Below are 17,930 nucleotides of genomic sequence, written 5' to 3' on the forward strand. Positions count from 1 at the left end.
TGTGCGTCTGCTGTCCCGATTGTAATGAGTACAAAAGCAGCAGGGAGGTCCATGTCGATCCACCTGTCAAGGGTTACGTGCCTGTTGCTTACCCCAATGATCCTGAGAAGTTTAGGATCGTACATCCGCACTTTGATCAGTACTCAAGGCATATTAGACGAGCAGGCATTCTCTACATACCACTGAGCGCGAAGGGCAGCTACACCTTCTATGTCTGCCATCTAGGTCGCTATCTGAGTGAGCTTGGCATGTCGGAAGAGCTGTTCAACGACTTGAACGCCGTTATGCAACGCCATAGGTTCCATGAGGAATAGGCGCAGAAAGGGCGGCGCAAAAGTTCGACGACGCGCCTACGCCACACCGATGGATATAGCTCCGTTGGAGCGGCTGGTTGGTCGACACAACCTGCAGCCGGGGGGCTGAACCCGCTCTCTAGCGTAGACGTGGCGGAGAGTAGCGAGGCTTGGACTTAGAGCACCGATTGCTACTGATATTGAGCATGATTCTTGTGCTCTGCTAAGTGACGATATCGACGCTCTGGGCTGTTATACATTAAGTGAACGCATTGGAGTTTCGCCTTGAACAGTTCCTCGCAGAGCACCTTTGACCTGGAAGACGCCGTGATGCCACTCCTGCGGGATGGCGCGTGGAGAGATACTCACTCTCCTTACTACCGCTATGCCTATCAAGAGGCCGACGCCTACGTCATTGCTATAGAGCGACTAACTGCTGGGGAAGCGCAGTTGGCGACAGCGCGGGTGGCTACCGGGTTCAATGACGTGTTTGTGAATGATGTGCCGGATGATCTTCTTAAGCTTCACGAGGCCGCCTATCGCCATGCCATTAGCTGCCATCTTTTTGTATGCATGGCTCTGGAGGGATTCCTCAACGCCTACGGAGTCCGCCGGCTAGGTGAACAGTTCTACCAGCAGAACCTAGAGCGGGTGGGCATCACAGAGAAGCTCGCTATCCTGGGCGTATGTTGTAGGCAGTGGACCGTCGCGCCTGATTCAGACGTCCACAGGGATTTCAGGCAATTGTTCGACGATAGAAATCGCCTTGTCCATCCCAAGACGAGGGAGATACGCTGGGACAGGCTCGAAGATGCGCTCTACAGGCATCCTTCAGAGATCGCGCTCCACGAAACTATGGCTCGCTTGGAGAGATGCATCGATTTCCTGTGCGAGGCAGACAACGACATCCACCGGGATTTCTACTTCCGTAGGTAGCGCTGTCTGCATGGATACAGGCGGATCTCCTAAGGAGCGGGGCTAGCGCAACGCTAGCCCCTGTTGGTAAGCGCAAATGCATCTACCTTCGTTGCTTTCCAACGCGGTTGTTGCTGCCAGTTGTACCCACTAGAAGTAGCAATCGATGACGTACATGTTCTCCCGCATAGGATCTACATGTGTCGTCTCGGGAAAGATGATGCGTTGCCTCTGAATGTACCAGGGAAGGATGGCCTCGACGGGGGACCTCCGATTTGTGTTCGGATCTGAAAATAGTCGCTGGGTCCAGAGGCCCTGATCTCTGGGGGCGATTCGTCCGGCGCTATCTGTCCTTAATCTGGCTGGCACGCACACTCTTCATCAGCTTCGATACGTGCTCAGAGACCTCGGTAGGGGAGAGCCCCAAAGCGGAAGCGATGAGACAGAACTCCAACACATCCAGGCGCCGTGCCCCGGACTCAACGGAAGAAATTCTCTGCTGAGGCCACCCCAGATGGGAAGCCAGCTTGGTTTGACTGATCCCCAGCGACTCACGTCGCTCGCGAAGCTGGCCGACCAACCGAAGGTATGCACTTTGGTAGATCGTTTTGGTAGCCATCGGGTCCGCCTGTAGGGGCGGAATGGAATCTATGGCGGAGGCAGCGAATACATGAAAATTGTGTGGACGGGTTCCCGGCAGCTTGCTAGCATCGGAGCTGGTTGAACTGCCGGGGATCGAGTGATCTATGGACGTGACCAACAGACCCTCATCTCCCCGTGGCCAGACCTCGATGCGCTACTGGTATCGCTTGGGCCGTTCTACGCATGCGCGTGGTGTGCGCTTGAGCGCTCGACTTCGATCTCCGCACCTGTAGCCGCTGACCCAGCTACTGCGCAGCACTTGCTGCTATTCCTTAAGGCTGCGGGTGTTCTGGCTGAGACGGGCTCGTCAAACGGCTCTACAAGACGCTCTCTTTACGACCCTATAAGCTGGAGCTATCGGGAAAGCAGTCAGCTGCCAGGCGATCTGGGTGCTTCGCTAACCCGTGCACTGAGAGCCTGGTGCCCCTCTCTCGCAGCACACGACCGTCAGTGGCTTTGGCGTCAGCTCTCCGACCGAGAAGTTGGCGCCTATCTCGTGTCACTGCTACGCAAGCATCGAATCGGGATTCAGCACGCCGAGGAGATCTTACGCGTGCAGGAAGAAGGCTGGCTTCAGCTGAGCTTGGGACGCAAGCGATATGTGCTTTGGTCATCAGTTCGAGGAGCCGCCAGTCACTTCTTGAGCACCGGCGGCGACGAGTCCGCGGCAGTGACCGTGCTGAGCCGCGAGATACGAAGTCGAACAGACTGGCTCTCTCACAAGCAAGCATTGGGAACACTAAGCAAGTCTGACTACAGCTTCTTGCCAGACCCCGCGTGGCGGCGACCGCTGATGGTCGATGTCGCATTGGAGTGCCTGCTACCCATTGGCGACGACTACTGGCTTGCCCCTCCAGTTCTGGGTGCCCAGCAAGACAGGCCCAGAGCCAAATCGCGTCTCTTACGACGCACTCAAACGTAGACAGGCTCCTATCTCATGCGTCCTACCATCCTTGCCCTCGATCTAGAGGGAACGCTGATCTCCAATGCGGTCAGTCAGATTCCTCGACCAGGCCTTCGCGATTTCCTGGACTACGTTCGGGTCAGCTTCGACGAGGTTGTGCTCTTCACGACGGTGCCTCGGGACAACGCGCTAAGAATCGCATCACTTCTGGCTGAGGAAGAGCAAGCGCCTGGTTGGTTCGCAGAGGCTCGCTACGTCGAATGGAAAGGTCCTACCAAAGACCTTCGATTCGTGTCTCCCCGCTTGGGCCAAGCCCTGCTGTTGGATGACCACAACCCTTATGTCCATCCCGACCAACTCCTGTTTTGGGTTGAAGCTCCACTGTTCGCGTCGCCATACCCTACCGATGACCGCGGTTTACGGATCTCCCGGAGACGCATCGAGGAGAGGGTGTTGATGCTTTCCATGTCAGCTGGATGAGGCGACTGGAGCTAGCTTGTGAAGGGCGCCTAGAGGCCTCTTTGGTCTCTACGTGAAGGCACCAACCAACTGATCGGCGGAGTCTGCATGACCAGAACCAGTCTTTCCAACCCTCTTCAGATAGCAACTCTCCCGGTCGGTCGACGTGGAGGAGCCATCGGAGTCACTTTCACTCCAGGCAAACATCAAGAAGCTGCAATGACTGGCTCTTGGTCTCGAGATCTGGAAATGGACCTTCAAGCTATAGGTTCTTGGGGCGCCAACTATCTCATCAGCCTGATTGAGCCATGGGAGTTTAAGGAGCTTCAGATCACCGCTCTACCGGAGCGTGCGAAATCCCATGGCCTACGGTGGTACGGTTTGCCAATTGTGGATGGCAACGCGCCCGACTCCATATTCCTTCAGAGCTGGAAGGACCTGGAAACGCCCTTCTGCGACGCCCTGCTTGAGGGAAAGAGGATTGCCGTCCATTGCAAGGGGGGGCTTGGTAGAGCAGGTACTGTGGCTTGCATGCTTCTCCTCGCAACCAAGACCTCCCTGAGCAGCGAGGATGCGATCAAGCGCGTGAGAGGCGTGCGCCTTGGTGCTGTTGAGACATTGGAACAGGAGGAGTTCCTGCACAACTGGGTATCTGCCCGCCATCGCCTATAGGGAAGCCTGGATCAGCTTCCTGCCCTTGTAAGAAGACTAGCCGTAGAGCTAGCTCCAAACGAGTGCCCCCCATTCGCTTTCGGTCTGAAGTAGAGCCCGAGCGCCTGGCATTACTGCTACAGAGGTTCCTGCAGGAAATACCCGCACGAACCCAGTGCCCACTCGTCTGAGCTCGGAGCCAATGCGCTACCACCCGGCGCAGATAAGATTCCGCGTTGAATCGTCCAGCAATGAAGAATTCTAGATGGAATTCACAACTCCGCGTCTCAGGTGCCTCGCGAGACCCTTACTTCGCTAGCATTATTACCTCCCGAGAACTTACGAATCGGGTGGAGATCTTGGGTCGCTGGAAGCAACGACCCGATCGCAGTTTGAGACAGCGGAGTGGACAGCCTCTTGGACAGCATTGAACGCCGCGCACTGGATGCACTGAAGCGTCTGGTGGCTGGAAAGCCAACTCATCCAACCATCAGAGCAAGAATGATGGCTGGCCACAAGATCATCTTTGTACGTACCGTCGCGATCGAAGCGGGCATAAGCCGTAACAATTTCCGCCCCGGCTTGGAACGCCACGCCCACGTCTACGAGGCAATCCAGAGAGCCAGCAAGGAGGAGACCCAGACAGTCAACGGGGCTGCATTGGAGCAGGCCCGCTCGGAGATCGCCAGGTTGCGCGAGCAGCTCCACAAGAGTGATCTGCAGAATGCTTCGCTCAAGTTCGAACTCAATCGTCTCCGTAGTTCGCCGGTTCATTCAGACTCTGACAACGTGACGGCGTTTCGTCAGAATCGGCGGACACGACCTCGCTAACCTCAGTCAGTCGAGCGAGGATGCTTCTGCTCTGTGCGACCCGCCTTCCAGCAGCAGAGCCTTTACTGAAGGTTTGTCCGCGTTGTTCCTCCGCGACGAGACGCTCATTCGCCTTCAACCTTTGCTCCCAGAAGTCCTGATGTTCGGGAAGGATTACGCAGCACTGACACGATGAGCAGAGACCTGGTGATCGAGCGCCAAAGTTGGGGCGTGCAGCCCGAGGCAGCATCGCAGCTTGCGAGTTGCAGCTGGACTTGCCAGGAAGAATGTTGATAAGGCAACTTGCGTACGTACCCGTCCAGAGGTGGATATCCGCAAGCTCCACCAATGCTGCGGCCTTCTGGAGCGAATCTTCACCCTCCATTTTCTCCACCAGCCGCGTGACCGAGCTTGCATGCTTCTTTAGGAGCGCCGCTGCCGGCCCTGCCACCACCATTTTTCCGACGCTTATCTCAAGCATCATGCGGGCAGTCTCCATTGTCCGCTCACCCTCAAGCTCTGCGAGCAGCTCTGGATCGTTGCCAATGTAGCCGTGGTCTGTGATCTGCTCGCTCATGTGACGGAAGTGATGTCGGAGCTGAGTGATGAGCTTCGGATTGGATCTATAGACGAAATGGGCAAAGGTGGGGCGCCAACGCTGCGGACGCAGTGCCCGCACCAGGGAAATCGCTTGTTCCTTTGAGATGCCTAAACGGCGCACCAGAGCATTCGCCGCGAACTCACGCTGATGGATGGCGTGCTTGGCTGTATGCATGCGCCCAACGTTCGACGCATCAGTCGGCAATGACTTCGCAGAAGTGAACGAAAGGAGTAGATCGCTTCTTCCCGACAGCTCTCTCCAGTAGGCGAACAACCTACAGAGTACGTCTACAGCAACGACGATAATTGGCAAACTGTTCGTCCCCGACGGTCGAAAGCCCGCGGTCCAGCGATGCTGGGTTTCCTGACGCTTGGCAGAGATCCCAACCAGCGAGAAGACATCCATCACCAGATCTGTCGATCGGCTGGTCTCCACAATGCCTCCGCCAATCGCCGCTTCGTTTGAGACTCTTAGTCCCATCAGCTCATGCGACCTAATTCCAGTGCATCCCTGGATGACGGTCGTGCACGCACTCTGCATCTCTATGATCGCTCTTCTGAGTACTTGAAGCCCGCTCACTTCGAACTCGCCGTACTCCGTCGTCCTTTCATAGGGCTCAAGGGATTCGTGCCAAGCCAATCCTGTCAAAGGATTAGTACTCATCTCAAAGCGCTCGATTCGAGATCGAATTTCCTTCAGAACTTCATTCCTTCTAGGTCCTGTTTGCGATCTCGCCAGCTCTAGTGCGGGCATCACATTGTTAACAAGATCTACAAGATCCTCCGCTCCACACTCAATCCACATCTGTGCCTCGGACAGAGCGGGGACGGAGATGTCGTCTTCAATTGGGCCCAGGCGGCCATTCTTCTGGAGGCCGAGGGAATGGACCACTACGTTGTAGGTGCTCCTCCCATCAAATGGTGCCTCGCTAGGTCCTGCAATTGGCCTGCTCTTGCACACTCGAGACACAGTGTGAAACTGAACGAGAGGATGCAGAAGCTTGAAGGCAGACGAGAACGTCCATTTGCGCTCACGTCCCTGCACGTTCACTACGTCGGTGTACTGATCATCTAGCTCTTCCACGTACTCCCAACTTAGTGCCGAGGTCATTTCACGAATGCTCTTCAGTCCGCGAGAGACCATGAAGACGGCAAGCTCTCGTAGACCCATGAAGGTACTGGGGATGCTGCCGACTTCCATACGGATCCCGGCATCGTCTGCCGTAATCGCGGTTTGCATGAAGTTCTGAAACTCCAGGAGAAGCCCTTTGTTCTGGATGTCCGTGAACTTCGACTTCGCCCCAACCTCAAACTCCCAGTCGAGGATTACCTCTTCCCGGTTGGAGCCAGCGAGGTCATACGCGAACCGCCAGAGCTTCGAACTGGCTTCGACATTGAACTTTGGGTGGAGGAACTTCGATTCTTCGTTCAGCGCGCTACTTGGCACGTTCTCATCTCGCATTAGTGGCAGTTGGACTGACGGCTGGTCTTCTATTCGAGCGACGGCAGCGTCGCCAGAACGACTCGACTGGCTGCGTCCCGGTTCTTCTCGCTGTCGACCGCGGGGATCCACTTGGTGGTCAGGGCTTCGTAGCTGTCGCTGAACTTGCTCTTCCAGATCTCGATGCCAAGCTCGCCAATGCTCGACTCGTAAAGTTCTTTGAGCTGGAGGAACCTTGCTAGTGCATAAGCCTTGTTCGCGTCTGAAGCGGCTAGCGGGCAGGCCGGGCATTTCCCGTAGCTTGCGCACATCCTTCCCTCCCGCTCTCCAAACTGGGGGCTCTGGAATACATCAGCACAGATGAAGCCAGGTGTAGCAGCCGTCCGATCGTGCTGTGTAGTGCTCCTCCGAGAGTCAATCTTTCCACCAGAGTTGATGAACCGCTGGTGTGCTGCAATAGCTCCTGCTAGCTTCTCTGCGCCTCGCTTCTGCATCTCCCAGGTCTGATAAGAATCCTGTCCAGTAGAGATTCGCTTGTGGCCCAGTAACCTCTTCAGCTCGAGCGCATCACCTCCCGATAGCTCGTCGATCAAGTTGGAGAATGCGAGCCTGCTGTCTCTGGTCGCTGAGTACTTGATGTTGCGAACCTCGCAGAACTTCATGATGAAGTTCGCGACCTTGGTGTTGTAGTTGTCGTTGATTCCGGCATAGCTGTCGACGCGGAGTCCGCGACGATTGTTCTTCCCCCCCTCAGAGGTGACGTGCATGAACAGGTCATCTTGGATCTGGGGAATTGCGAAGCTTCGAATTCGAGCAGTCCAATCTCTCACGAACTGGATAAGGCGTTCGGGTGCCAACTCGTAGTCGCTGGCAGGAATGGCGCGCCTTTGCGGGGCACCAATCTGGCTGGGCCCGGCCCTTCTTTTGGACGATTTGATTAGAAGCCTGGCTTCTCCGAGGAACTCGATCGGGACAATCCCACTCAACGTCAGCTCTCGCAGAGTCTGCTCATTGAATCCCGTGTGCATGCTCAACAGCAGAAAGAAAGGCACTAGGTCAATGCCGATGGGATGGGCGATTCGGCGTAGTTCGACGTACTCATCCTCCTTCATATCCCTCAGGCCCGGCAGGGTTCTGACTGTCTTGAGCAGCGGATAGTTGCCGCCGAACTCATCGAGTATCCAGGCTACCTTCGCTTCGGGACTGGAAGTTCTAGGCTTTCCACCGTCCATCAGCGCCGCTAGCTCCTCATGCATCCTGGGTAAGGATGTCCAGACATCATCCATGGTCTCCTTCGCCTGTTTGGCAGCTGCGGTCATCACCACCCCAAGCCTTTCGGTCGGGTCTTCCTTGGGCATGCTGAGGGCCGGTTTCCCGGCAAACGGCTGGTGAGCTACTGATAGGCGTTTCCAAGCCGGGTCCAGCTTGTGTAGCGCCTCAGCCACTTTCTTGTAGGTCTTGTGATAGTTCAGCTGTGTGTTGATCGAGAACCGCTTTTTGCCATCCTCGATTGCATCGAGGAATTCGACGAAGGCGTTTCCGATGCCCTCGGGAACGTCGTCTGGGGAGTTGATCTCTATTTGATTCTCCCGCGCAAATTTCACGAAGCCGCTGATGAAGTTGTTTGCTGAACTACTTCTGGTAGACCTAGCGTCGTATCGAAAGGCGAGGCAGTAGGCTTGGGCAAAGATTGGCGCTGCGGCGCCTATTTGCTTCCAGCGGGTGAGGTTCACGATGTTCGGCTCTAGGCCGGCTTCTCTATCGAAAGCCACCACCATCTTCTGATCCGTAGTATCAACCCTCCACCCATACTCAGTTATGCTCTGAGCATCCTGCTGTGGAGAGGCTTGGCGCTTGCAATCTTGCTGCGGAGTGTGCCTTGCGTGGGATATTCGTTTACCAGCCATAGATCTCAGTTGGTTCAGCGATAGAAGTGTCCACTCGTACTCTGAGTGGCGGTACTGCACGGAGGGCTTAGGCCTGAGTTCATTTCATGCTGGCGTTGATTCTTTGCAGGATCTCGCTCTCCAGCTCGCTGTAGTGAGCCTCGCAGCTTCGGAGGTAGATGGACTCAGTGGTCTGACGCATGGCGTGACCGAGAACCAGCTGGATGTACTTGATGGGATCTGGATCGCCGGCTGTCTGTCGCGCCACATAGGTGTGTAGGGCGAACGTGTGCCGGAGCGCGTGGACCGTGATTCGCTCGCGGGATGCACGCTCATAAGCTATATCGTCTTTGCTTGCCAGCTTCTTCAGATACTCGTCTCGCGCTCTGGCGAAGACGCGATTGAGTGTTTCGGGAGTGACTGGTTCGCCTTTGTAGCGCGAGTTCTTGGTCCTTTGAACGAAGAGGAAGCCGTGGTCCATTCCGCCCCTCGCTGTCCTCGGCCCAAGTAGGCGGGCTCTCTCCTCCACGGCATATCTTTTGAGCGCGTTGAGAAGCCAAACGGGAACCGGCACCTTCCGCTTCTTCGATCCCTTGCCCATCACCTGGATCGCGACTTGAACAAAGTTGTCCTTTCCATTCGTGATCGCGTTCAGGACTGTCTGAACTTTCAGATCGCAGACTTCTGCTCTTCTAAGTCCAGCATGCCTGCAGAGCTCTGCCATAAGGCGTGGGCCGGTCAGGCCATCGTTGATGATGAGTTCCCCGTCCTCCACATGGGTGGGACTGGGCCCAAGCTGATCGAACACACCATTGAGTGTGTCTATATGTAGCGCGGTAACGTGTTCGTCCGCCTCATTGAGACCCGGAAGCTTCACTCCAACGTCGAGGTTGAGAGCGGTGCCCTGTGGCGTCTGCACCTCTACGATAGCGAAGCGGTTTTTCAGGTAGCCACGGCTCTGGCAGAACCGGATTGCCTTGGTCAATGTTGACCAGCGGCGACGTATCGTACTTGCCGCAAACTTTCTAAAGGTCACAGGCGAGATGCTGTTGTTTAAATCGTATGCATAGCCTTGAAGAAGCTCTTCATCGATCAGCTCGAACGTTCTGCCTCTCGCATCGAGGTAGTGATGGAAGTCTATGAGGTCCTCAGCCCAGCCCTTTGCTGATGCAGGGGAACAAACAAGAGACGGCCGCTTTTCCCTGGTCAGGGTTTCATAGCAAAGAAACTCAAATGCTGGCTCGATGGCCATTGCCGTGTCTCGGCTGACCAGGAAGCTGAAACCTGCTGGTAGTGGTGTGCCGGCATCTCCGGATCGTTTTGAATGTGTGCGCTTCCCAGCGCTTTGATCCTTTGCTTTTGGCGCTTTTACGTGCCGGATTTCAGCGTCATAGATCGTCATGGCGCGAGAACATAGTCGCACCATTGTTCCCAGTTCAAGACTGGAAAAATTCTTGTCGGAGATCGCTCAGACAGCCTCAATCTTCGAACAGTTAGTTGTGGGAACTCAATGCGTTACGCTCAGAGGGAAGGATGCGCTGCAGTTCTTAGACCGATTTCACAGAACGAAGTTTGTGCGACTCAGGTCGCATTTTCTCCAAGGCCAGTGCGCAGATTGTGCGCTCGCTGCGGAGCTGACTCGGTGCTGCAGCATGCAACGCTTCAACTTTTTTGCCTGTAGGCAACCATGTCCGAGGTCCTGTGACCTCTAGCTACCGTTAGCGGTAGTGGCGCTCATTTGCATGCTTGCCGCAAGCCATACATGTCCGATGCAAGCTGTATCGGCCTTGTTTCTCGGGACCAAGGGGCCCGCCGCAGTAGGGGCAGGTAGGACCAAGTCCGAGCTCTGCTTGCCTGCAGCGATAGGTTGTCCAAGCCCCGAGGATGAAGGCACAAACCAATCCGGCCACTGGGAGCCAGATCATCGCTTGATAGAAGCCTCTGGTCATGCTGTTGCCGCTCAGCGAGGACACGATGAGCGCGCAGATCAAGGACAAGAAAGCGGCCAGCAGGGCAGGGAAGTACAAGCGCAGTAGCTTCAGCCAGTTCATAGGTTTGCTCTCCGTCGTCGTGGGAAGGCTAGGCTCAGCCTGTCTCACGGCGTGAGACCGTTTCGTTCCTAGTTGCCTGCAGCGATCGCTCTTTTTCGGCGTTAGAAGAGTTGGCCTTGTGGGGAGTACTCCCTAGGAGGCTGGAACAGTTCTGTGTTCAGAGGCGGGAGCTTTGTGAAGCCAAGCTGCCGGTGTGCCTTCTTGAAACGCTGCGCCAGGAGATCTGCGAAGGGCCCGGTACCACGCATGCGCGTTCCGAAGGTAGAGTCGTATTCCTTCCCTCCATGCAGTTGGCGCATCAGGCTCAGCACATGTTCCGCCCGATCCGGATAGTGCAGCTCCAGCCATTCTTTCCAGATTTCCTTGATCTCGTTGGGTAGGCGCAGCAACACATACCCTGCAGCCCGCGCTCCGTGGGCATGAGCTGCTTCGAGGATCGCCTCGAGCTCGTTGTCAGTGATGCGGGGAATTACTGGGGCAACCAGTACTCCTACCGGAACGCCGGCTCTATGCAGTGCATCCATCGCCCTCAATCTCGCATGTGGTGCCGCTGCCCTGGGCTCGAGCTTGGCTGACAGCTTTCGATCAAGTGTGGTCACGGAGAAGTAGACCGTGACCAGACGATCCTTCGCCATCGCTGCGAGCAGGTTGATGTCGCGGGTGATCAGCGCACTCTTGGTGACGAAGCTCACAGGGTGGCGCGTCTCGGCCAGGAGCTCAAGGCATTGGCGGGTAATCTGATAACTCCTTTCGATAGGCTGGTAGCCATCTGTGTTGATGCCTAGAGCGATTGCTGCACATTTGTAGCTCGGGCGGCTCAGCTCACTACGCAATCGCTCTGCGGCATTCGTCTTGGCAAAGAGCTTCGTCTCAAAGTCCAAACCCGGCGATAGGCTCAGGTAGGCGTGCGAGGGTCTGGCGAAGCAGTAGACACATCCATGTTCACATCCCCTGTAGGGATTGACCGATGCGCTGAAGCCAACATCAGGTGAAGTGTTACGGCTGATCACACTCCGCGCCCGCTCTTCAGTTACCTCAGTCCTCAGCGAGGGCATCTCGCGAAGATCTTCATAGACTGATTCCCAACCATCATCGATTCCGACTGTCGCTGTTGTGTCGAATCTGCTCGGTACGCGTGAGGCGGCGCCGCGGCCTTTGATTGGCGCTTGGACCTTGCGAGCGTCTTGTTCCATATCTCCCCCAAGCCCTTCAGCGAACAATTAGTATTATTGCTAACCACAGGCAGTGCAACTGACGGGGATTCATGTAGCCGTAGGGACTGAGCTGAATTCGACGCCTCATTGCCCCCAGAGTTATCCACACCTCAATGTCAGGCGCCGTTGAGCCAAGCGGCTCGGTTGGCTTCTTCGAAGTACGGGCACGAACTAGGAGTCGTTCCATTGGCCTTTGCAGAAAGGCGCGGGCTGCATTCCGCGTGCAAAGTGCTCATCAGAACGCGCGTATGTGATTGCTTTATATAAATAATTTCCGTGAGCACTTACGGCACGTTCGCACCATGCTCGCAGCCGCGATACGGATTCACCGATTGGCTGAAGCCGACGTCCGGGGAGGTGTTGCGGCTGATGATGCTGCGAGCGGTCTCCGCGCGTACTTCGGTGCGCAGGCGCGGGGCGAGGAACTCCTCGCTGTCGTCCACTGCCCAGCCGTCGTCCACCGCTTCGCTGACGGTGCTTTCAAAACGCCCCGCAAGATGGGACGTGGAACCCCGGCCCTTGATGGCGGCCTGGGCGTTGCGAGGGGGGTGCTGCATATTGCCCTCCGGCCGTTGCGGGCTATTAGTATTATTGCTAACCACAGGCGGCGCAAGCGGCCAGGATTCACGTCGCTGTAGGCGTGCAGGCGCCTGGGGCGATACGTTGACCCCAGACTTGTCCACAGGGTTGCATGGCTTGGGACCGGGCACGCGCCATCGCCGCGGCAGGCCAGCATGGGCCACGGGTGTCTCAGCAGCTGCGATGGGAACATCGGCTACAGGGGCGCTTGCCAGGCCGGAACACGGGGACCTGCCGCACGTCTTCGGGCTTCAACCCAGCGGAGAAGTCCCATGCACTGCTACAGCAGTGCCAGGTAGCCCTTCACCGTGGCATCCAGGCCGTCGTACAGCGCCTCGCCGATCAGCGCGTGGCCGATCGACACCTCCAGCACCTCCGGCACGGCGGCCAGGAAGTCACGCAGGTTGTCCTGCGACAGATCGTGCCCGGCATTCACACCGAGGCCGACGGCCTGTGCACGGCGCGCGGCGGTGGCGAACAGTTCCAGCATGGCGCGGGCGTCGCCGGCGGCATGGGCCTCGGCATACGGGCCGGTGTACAGCTCGACGCGGTCGGCGCCGACATCGGCGGCCTGCTCCAGCAGCGGATTGCCGGCATCCACGAACAGGCTCACCCGGCATCCCATCGCTTTCAGCTCGGCCACCAGCGGGCGCAACCGCTGCGCATCGCGTTCGAAGTCGAAGCCATGGTCGGAGGTGATCTGGCCATCGCCGTCGGGAACCAGCGTGGCCTGCGCCGGGCGCGTCTGCGCGCACAGCGGCAGCAACCCGGGGTAGCCCTCACGCGGCGGCGCGAACGGGTTGCCTTCGATGTTGAACTCCACACCACGGGCACGGGTCAGCGCCGACAGCGCCAGCACGTCCTCGGCGGTGATGTGCCGGCGGTCGGGCCGCGGGTGCACGGTAATGCCATGCGCGCCGGCATCCAGGCAGGCCTGGGCGGCACGCACCACGTCCGGTTCGGCACCGCCACGCGAATTGCGCAGGACGGCGATCTTGTTGACGTTGACGCTGAGCTGGGTCATGGAACGGGACTACGGGGAGTGAGAGGGAGGGTCGCTGCCGTCGGCCGGAGCAACCTTGGCCTGCTCGCGCAGACGCCTGAGTTCATCGCTGTCCACCAGTGTCGCCGGATCACGCTGAAGGTCGCCGAAGCGTGCGGCGTATCTCCCGCGTACCCATGCCAGCAGGAATGCGAGGGTGCCCAGCAGGGCCAGCGACATCAGGCCCATGTTCGGTGTTTTCAGCGCAAAGGCGAAGCAGCCCAGCGCCAGCAGCAGGTACAGCCAGTACATTGTCAGTCTCCCCGGGCCACCGCCGCAGTGTAGCGCTGCCTCACAGCAGCGGCGAGGCCAATCGCGCGAAGGCTTCGGGCAGCCGGTGCAGCCACAGCGAGCGTCCTGCCTGGTCATGTACACGGGTGGCACGCTCGAATTCGGACTGCAGCAACGTAGACAGTTCCGCCACCCGGCCACGGTCGCTGATCATCATCGACAGCTCGAAATTCAGGCGGAAGCTGCGGTGATCGAAGTTGGCGCTGCCGACGATGCAGACGTCGTCGTCGGCGATGAATGCCTTGGTATGCAGCATGCGCGGGCCGTACTCGTAGATCTTCACTCCCGCATGCAGCAGCTCGTCGAAATAGGAGCGTGCGGCCTGGGTCACGAACCAGGAGTCGCTCATCTTCGGCACCAGCAGGCGCACGTCCAGGCCACCGAGTGCGGCCGAGGTCAGCGCCATCCGCGCCGCCTCGCCGGGTACGAAGTAGGGGGTGACCAGCCAGACCCGCTCACGTGCTTCCTGGATGGCGGCCACGTGCAGGCGATGGATGGTCTCCCATCCCGAATCCGGGCCGGACACCAGCACCTGCGCGTTGATCGCGCCGTCGCCGCGCAGGGGCATGTCGCTGGGCCACAGCCGGGCGATATCGAACCGCGAGTGGTCCTGGCCGCTGGCGTACAGCCAGTCCTCGGCGAAGACCAGCTGCAGGCTGCGCACCACGTGCCCGCGCAGGCGCATGTGCAGATCGCGGTAAGCATCCGGGTTGCGGCTTTCGTCTTCGTCGTCGGTGATGTTGATGCCGCCGGTGAACGCCAGCCGGCCATCGACGATCACCAGCTTGCGGTGCGTACGCAGGTTCAACCAGGGTCGCTTGAACGGCTTCAGCAACTGCCGCGGATGGAACCAGATCACCTCAGCGCCGGCGTTCAACAGCGGCTGCAGGAAGCGCTGACGCACGGCCGAAGAACCTACCGCATCCAGCAGCAGCCGCACCTGCACGCCGGCGTTGGCCCGTTCCACCAACGCATCCCGCAACGCGGTGCCGGCGTGGTCAGGATTGAAGATGTAGTACTCCAGGTGCACATGGTCCTGCGCCTGTGCCACCGCTTCCAGCAGCGCGGCGTAGGTGGCCGCGCCGTCGACCAGCCAGGTCACTTCGGTGGCTGTGCTTGGCGCCAGCCCGGTGGTCGCCTGCGCGATCTTGGCCAGTTCGGTGCAGTCGGCATCGGGCGGGCAGACATCGCTGTAGTGCTCCATGCCCGAGCGCGCGCGACCGCGCCGCAGCCGTTGCCGCTTCACCTTCTGTGGGCCCAGCAGGTAATAGATGAAGAGGCCCAGGTAGGGCAGCAGCGCCAGCGACAGGATCCAGCTCAACGTGGCCACCGGCTCGCGCTTCTGCAGCATGATCCAGCCCGTCAACGCCAGCAGATACAGCAGATAGGCCACCGCCAGGATCGTTCCCAGGTGGGCGATGCCATCAAGCCAATGGCGCACGGAATCGAAGAGGGCGAGCATCCGCCGATCATAGCGGGGACAGGCACCGGCCAGAGGCATTCATTGCCAACGGCGTTGCCGGGAAGACGCCTGCACGCACAAAAAAAGACGCCCCTGTTTCCAGGGGCGTCTGCAGTCGCGTCATGACTGATGTATTGCGGTGTAGCGATTTACTGCTGCACGAAGCCGATCTTCTTCATCTGAGCATTCTTCGCGGCGGCCAGAACCTTGGCCATCACGTCGTACTCCGAATCCGGGCTGGCATCGATCCGCAGTTCCGGCTGGTTGGTCGGGTCACGCTGGACCTCCTGCTCCATCCGCTGCTGCAGTTCATGCGTACCGATCGGGCTGTTGTTCCACGAGACCTGGTTGCTGGCGTCGATCTTCAGCTCGATCGGCGGCGGCGGTTCGACCAGCTGCGGCGGTGGGTTGAGCACGCGCTGCGGCAGGTCCACGGCGATCGGGTACGTCATGATCGGCGCGGTCACGATGAAGATGATCAACAGCACCAGCATCACGTCCACGAGGGGCGTGACGTTGATGTCGGCCATGGGGCCCTTGCCACCACCACTACTGAATGCCATGGCTTATTGCCCCTTCTCTTTGGTCGCCACGAAGCCGACGTCCAGCATGCCCTGTTCCTGCGCGACCTTGGTCATCTCGTTGATGACACGCATCTTGGTGGTGCGGTCACCACGCAGGTTCAACGGCGGCTGCGGGGTCTGCTGGGCGGCGGTCGCCAAGCGCGACTCGAGGGTCTGCTTGTCGATCTCTTCGTCGTTCCAGTAGATCGAACCGTCTTCCTTGACTGCCAGGGTGATGGGACCCTTGCGGTCGTTGGTGTCGTCCGGCTTCTGGACCAGATTGGCCTCCGGCAGATCCACCTTGACCTTGTGGGACATCAGCGGCGCCGTGATGATGAAGATGATCAGCAGCACCAGCATCACGTCCACGAGGGGCGTAACGTTGATGTCGGCCATGGGGCCGCCGCTGTTACCACTACTGAAAGCCATAACGGGCTCCGTCTAGATCTTGGTGACTACGTTCTCGCGGGTACAGCGCGTCGCAATTAGCGGACGCGCGAACCGGTGGCGAAGAAGTCGTGCAGGTCGTGCGCGAAGGTATCGAACTTGCTGATGGTCGCGCTGTTGATCTTGCTGAAGAAGTTGAAGGCGAACACGGCCGGGATCGCGACGAACAGACCGATGGCGGTCATGATCAGTGCTTCACCCACCGGGCCGGCAACGGCGTCGATCGAAGCGGAGCCGGTGGCACCGATCTTGATCAGCGCGCCGTAGATGCCCCACACGGTACCCAGCAGACCGACGAACGGAGCGGTTGCACCGACGGTGGCCAGCAGGGTCATGCCCGACTGCAGCTTGTTGCTTTCGCGGGTCACGGCCTGGCGCAGAGCGCGGTCGACGAACTCCGAACGGCTCAGGTTCTCACCCACGCCGCCGACAGCGCCGCCTTCAGCACGCTGGTGGTGCGCAGCAGCCTGTGCAGCGTCCAGTGCGATCTTCGAGAACGGCTCCGAAGCCGGCTGCTCTTCCATTGCACGGATGGCGTCCTGCGCGTTCGGGGTATCCCAGAACAGGCTGACGACGCGATCAGCGGCGCTCTTCAGGCGGGTAGCACGGAAGATGTTGATGACGGTCCAGTACCAGGACATGGCGGACATGACGACCAGGGTCAGCAGCACGACCCAGGAAACCGCGAAATCACCCGGCTTGGTGGTCATTTCGTGGATCAGATGCTCGAAGCCCATCTGCGACAGGGCGTTGGACGGATTGCCCCCGGCAGCAGCGGCGATGAAAATTTCCTGCAGCATGACGCTTACCTTTGTTGTGTGTGGTGATAAAGGGTGTAGCTAAGCTAAACAATCGAACTGGAGGCGAGGGTGGCCAGGCGGCCACCCGGGCGCATCAGTTCAGCGCAAAGTTGACCGGGACGCGGACGCGGCCAGCAGCCTTCTTACCGCCAGCTTCGGCGGCGTTGAAACGCCACTTGCGGGCAGCTTCCATCGCAGCACGGTCCAGATCGCGGTTACGGCTGGACTTTTCCACCGTGACATTGGTGACGTTGCCGCTGGCATCGACATCAATGATCAGGATCACTTCGCCCTGGATACCAGCGCGGAAGGCGGCCGGCGGATAGCGCGGCGGATTCATGGCCTTCGACGAGATGTCCACGCTGGCCTCGATCGAGGTCGGCGGTGCCGGCGGCGACGGCGGCGACGGCGGGGTGACGATATCGTTCGGGCGCGGTTCCGGCACGTCGACGACCGGCGCCTGCGGCGGCGGCGGGACGGGCGACGGCTTCGGCGGCGACAGATTCTTCACCGGCGGCGGCGGGGTGTCCTGCGGCGGCGGCGGCGGCGGCGGCGGTGGCGGCGGCGGCGGTGCGTCGACGATGGTCACCATGACGTTGCGCTCCTTCTCCGCCACGGCCTTGGGAGCCACGGCAGGAATCAGGAGCATCATGAAGGCGGCCAGATGCAGGGCGATTACAAACGCGATACCGACGATGCGAGGCCAGCTCAGCCCCTTGTCATCGGGTTGTTCGTACCGGTGAACGACTAGTTGTTCCGTCATGCGCCAAGAGCTCAATAGTGGGGCCGGAATCCCGGGGGCGGGATCCCTGATCAGCGGTGCATGACACCGCAGGAACCTCCAAGCTTATACCAATCCTGAGCGCTTGCGCATCAACTG

General features: G+C 58.9%; 16 protein-coding genes and 1 pseudogene. 4 read left to right on the plus strand and 13 right to left on the minus strand.

All coding sequences use genetic code 11. The features are described from left to right. Positions 1–578: 578 nt before the first annotated feature. The gene (locus ABIA73_RS15435) at positions 579–1,229 is read left to right on the plus strand and encodes a hypothetical protein (RefSeq protein ID WP_241877578.1); all 651 of its coding nucleotides are present in this window, start codon (positions 579–581) and stop codon (positions 1,227–1,229) included. A 322-nt stretch (positions 1,230–1,551) separates the two neighbouring features. Here ABIA73_RS15435 and ABIA73_RS15440 read toward each other — a convergent pair whose 3' ends face one another. Continuing rightward, a complete protein-coding gene (locus tag ABIA73_RS15440; protein ID WP_241877577.1) occupies positions 1,552–1,827 on the minus strand; it encodes a helix-turn-helix domain-containing protein in 276 nt (91 codons plus the stop codon). A gap of 960 nt (positions 1,828–2,787) precedes the next feature. Here ABIA73_RS15440 and ABIA73_RS15445 point away from each other — a divergent pair. Both ABIA73_RS15445 and ABIA73_RS15450 read left to right on the plus strand, forming a co-directional pair. Then, on the plus strand, positions 2,788–3,234 hold the full coding sequence (locus ABIA73_RS15445) for an NIF family HAD-type phosphatase (protein ID WP_241877576.1): 447 nt from the start codon (positions 2,788–2,790) through the stop codon (positions 3,232–3,234). 87 nt (positions 3,235–3,321) lie between these two features. Beyond that, positions 3,322–3,885, plus strand: coding sequence for a cyclin-dependent kinase inhibitor 3 family protein (locus ABIA73_RS15450; RefSeq protein WP_354275988.1), 564 nt, complete (start codon positions 3,322–3,324; stop codon positions 3,883–3,885). A 724-nt stretch (positions 3,886–4,609) separates the two neighbouring features. On the opposite strand, the gene ABIA73_RS15455 is transcribed toward ABIA73_RS15450, so the two are convergent. The 3 genes from ABIA73_RS15455 to ABIA73_RS15465 form a co-directional block, all read right to left on the minus strand. Further along, positions 4,610–6,736, minus strand: a complete 2,127-nt coding sequence (locus ABIA73_RS15455) for an integrase (RefSeq protein ID WP_354275989.1) — start codon at positions 6,734–6,736, stop codon at positions 4,610–4,612. A 29-nt stretch (positions 6,737–6,765) separates the two neighbouring features. Continuing rightward, a complete protein-coding gene (locus tag ABIA73_RS15460; protein ID WP_354275990.1) occupies positions 6,766–8,493 on the minus strand; it encodes a hypothetical protein in 1,728 nt (575 codons plus the stop codon). A 208-nt stretch (positions 8,494–8,701) separates the two neighbouring features. Continuing rightward, on the minus strand, positions 8,702–10,003 hold the full coding sequence (locus ABIA73_RS15465; protein ID WP_354275991.1) for a tyrosine-type recombinase/integrase: 1,302 nt from the start codon (positions 10,001–10,003) through the stop codon (positions 8,702–8,704). A gap of 545 nt (positions 10,004–10,548) precedes the next feature. On the opposite strand from ABIA73_RS15465, the gene ABIA73_RS15470 reads away from it, so the two are divergent. Then, complete coding sequence (locus ABIA73_RS15470) at positions 10,549–10,707, plus strand: hypothetical protein (RefSeq protein WP_354275992.1); 159 nt, start codon at positions 10,549–10,551, stop codon at positions 10,705–10,707. Between the two features lie 46 nt (positions 10,708–10,753). Here the strand turns inward: ABIA73_RS15470 and ABIA73_RS15475 are convergent, their stop codons facing one another. From ABIA73_RS15475 to ABIA73_RS15515, 9 genes and pseudogenes are all read right to left on the minus strand, one after another. Next, positions 10,754–11,845, minus strand: a complete 1,092-nt coding sequence (locus tag ABIA73_RS15475) for a PA0069 family radical SAM protein (RefSeq protein WP_241877571.1) — start codon at positions 11,843–11,845, stop codon at positions 10,754–10,756. Positions 11,846–12,159: 314 nt separating this feature from the next. Further along, positions 12,160–12,423: pseudogene (locus ABIA73_RS15480) on the minus strand (hypothetical protein); the annotation flags it as partial. Positions 12,424–12,725: 302 nt separating this feature from the next. Then, complete coding sequence (locus tag ABIA73_RS15485; RefSeq protein ID WP_025875542.1) at positions 12,726–13,469, minus strand: pyridoxine 5'-phosphate synthase; 744 nt, start codon at positions 13,467–13,469, stop codon at positions 12,726–12,728. A gap of 9 nt (positions 13,470–13,478) precedes the next feature. Continuing rightward, a complete protein-coding gene (locus ABIA73_RS15490) occupies positions 13,479–13,739 on the minus strand; it encodes a membrane protein (protein WP_025875543.1) in 261 nt (86 codons plus the stop codon). 40 nt (positions 13,740–13,779) lie between these two features. Next, positions 13,780–15,240, minus strand: coding sequence for a cardiolipin synthase (gene cls, locus ABIA73_RS15495; RefSeq protein WP_025875545.1), 1,461 nt, complete (start codon positions 15,238–15,240; stop codon positions 13,780–13,782). Between the two features lie 149 nt (positions 15,241–15,389). Then, a complete protein-coding gene (locus ABIA73_RS15500) occupies positions 15,390–15,803 on the minus strand; it encodes an ExbD/TolR family protein (RefSeq protein WP_025875547.1) in 414 nt (137 codons plus the stop codon). Between the two features lie 3 nt (positions 15,804–15,806). Then, on the minus strand, positions 15,807–16,232 hold the full coding sequence (locus tag ABIA73_RS15505) for an ExbD/TolR family protein (protein WP_025875550.1): 426 nt from the start codon (positions 16,230–16,232) through the stop codon (positions 15,807–15,809). Between the two features lie 56 nt (positions 16,233–16,288). Continuing rightward, on the minus strand, positions 16,289–17,050 hold the full coding sequence (gene exbB / locus ABIA73_RS15510; protein WP_025875552.1) for a TonB-system energizer ExbB: 762 nt from the start codon (positions 17,048–17,050) through the stop codon (positions 16,289–16,291). 94 nt (positions 17,051–17,144) lie between these two features. Continuing rightward, the gene (locus tag ABIA73_RS15515; RefSeq protein WP_032951834.1) at positions 17,145–17,813 is read right to left on the minus strand and encodes an energy transducer TonB; all 669 of its coding nucleotides are present in this window, start codon (positions 17,811–17,813) and stop codon (positions 17,145–17,147) included. Positions 17,814–17,930: the final 117 nt, after the last annotated feature.

This window comes from Stenotrophomonas sp. 2694 (assembly GCF_040548715.1).
Classification (GTDB): domain Bacteria; phylum Pseudomonadota; class Gammaproteobacteria; order Xanthomonadales; family Xanthomonadaceae; genus Stenotrophomonas; species Stenotrophomonas indicatrix.